At 69.8% G+C, this 1,750-nt stretch carries 1 protein-coding gene; it reads left to right on the forward strand.

What is annotated here, in order from left to right; genetic code table 11:
- Positions 1–1,750, forward strand: a 1,750-nt coding sequence (locus ACIQOV_RS40230; RefSeq protein ID WP_401055941.1) for a collagenase, incomplete at both ends; no start/stop codon positions are given.

Genomic DNA, 1,750 nt, shown 5'->3' on the forward strand with positions numbered 1-1,750 from the left:
CCCGGCGGGACGACCCCCGCCGGTGCGCCCGTCGGCACGGTGCCCGCCCACCTGGCGCCGCCGCCCGCGATCGGCGCGGACCGCACCGACGCCGCCCCCGCGCGGCCGGACGGCCGGAAGCGGCTCAGCCCGGAGGACCTGGTACCCCAGTCGCCGACGGCCCCGCTCACCGGCCTGCCGACGGCCGACCAGCCGCAGGCCAAGGCCTTCGGGCTGGGCGCGGCCGCCGACCGGCCCTGCAACGTCGGTGACTTCACCGGCCGGACCGGCAGCGCGCTGGTCCAGCAGATCAAGTCCGTCGACCTCCAGTGCGTCAACTCGCTGTTCAAGATCGGCCGCGGCGACGCCGCGAACGCGTTCCGCGAGTCGCAGATGACCACCGTGGCGTACGCGGTGCGCGACGCCGCGAACAGCTACCAGGGCAACAACGGCGCGTCGATCTCGCAGCTGATGCTCTACCTGCAGGCCGGCTACTTCGTGCAGTTCTACAACCCCGACGTGGTGGGCCCCTACGGCGCCGGCCTGAAGACCGCGACCCGCTCCGCGCTGGACGCGTTCTTCGCCAACTCCCGTTCGCGGGACGTCACGGCGGACAACGCGGGCCCGCTGGCCCGGGCGACCACGCTGATCGACAGCGCCAAGGACAGCGCCCGCTACCTGCCGGTCGTCAAGCGACTGCTGTCCGACTACGACAGCGCCACCTGGAACCCGACCGGCATGGTCTACGGGCTGACCCCGGTGCTCACCGCGCTGTTCGCCGGACACTGGGAGGCCGACTTCCTCCCCGCCGTCAAGGCCGACCCGAGCGTGCTGGACACCCTGTTCACCTTCATCTCCCGCAACCAGGGCCTGCACGGCGGCACCTACGGGCGGACGGTCTACGAGGCGACCAACGAGCTGACCCGTTTCATGCAGTACCCGGAACTGCTGCCCAAGGTGCGCCCCTACGCGCGGGCCCTGGCCCAGCAGTCCGCCCCGACCGGACCCACGATGTACCAGCGCGGCTCGGTGGCGCTCGCGGTGAACTGGTGGGACAAGGCCGACTGCTCGTACTACGGCACCTGTGAGGACCCGGCGAAGTTCAAGGCCGCCAACCTGACGGTCGACCACACCTGCAGCCCGAGCATCAGGATCCTCGCCCAGGCGCTGGACAGCACCCAGGTCGGCACCGCCTGCACCAGCCTGAACGGCCAGGACGCGTTCTTCCACACGGTGGCCAAGGACGGCGGCCCGGTCAAGGACGACGGCAACAGCACGATCGAGGTCGTGGTCTTCCACTCCTCGCTCGACTACCAGGTGCTCGCCGCGGTCATCTACGACATCAACACCAACAACGGCGGCATGTACCTGGAGGGCGACCCGGCGACGGTCGGCAACCAGCCGCGCTTCCTCTGCTACGAGGCCGAGTGGGCCCGTCCGTCCTTCGAGATCTGGAACCTCAACCACGAGTACACCCACTACCTCGACGGCCGGTTCAACGTCTACGGCGACTACGACGCGGGCCAGGTCCAGCCGATCGACTGGTGGGTCGAGGGCTTCGCGGAGTACGTCTCCTGGTCGTACCGCAAGGCCGTCAACACCGACGCCATCGCGGTGGCTTCGCAGCACACCTACAAGCTGAGCGAGCTCTTCGACACGGTCTACGCCAGGAGCAGCCAGGACCGGGTGTACCGCTGGGGGTACCTGGCCGTGCGCTACATGCTGGAGCAGCACCGTTCCGACATGGACGCGGTCCTCGCCAAGTACCGCG

The organism is Kitasatospora sp. NPDC091257 (genome assembly GCF_044757675.1).
GTDB lineage: Bacteria > Actinomycetota > Actinomycetes > Streptomycetales > Streptomycetaceae > Kitasatospora > Kitasatospora lactacystinica.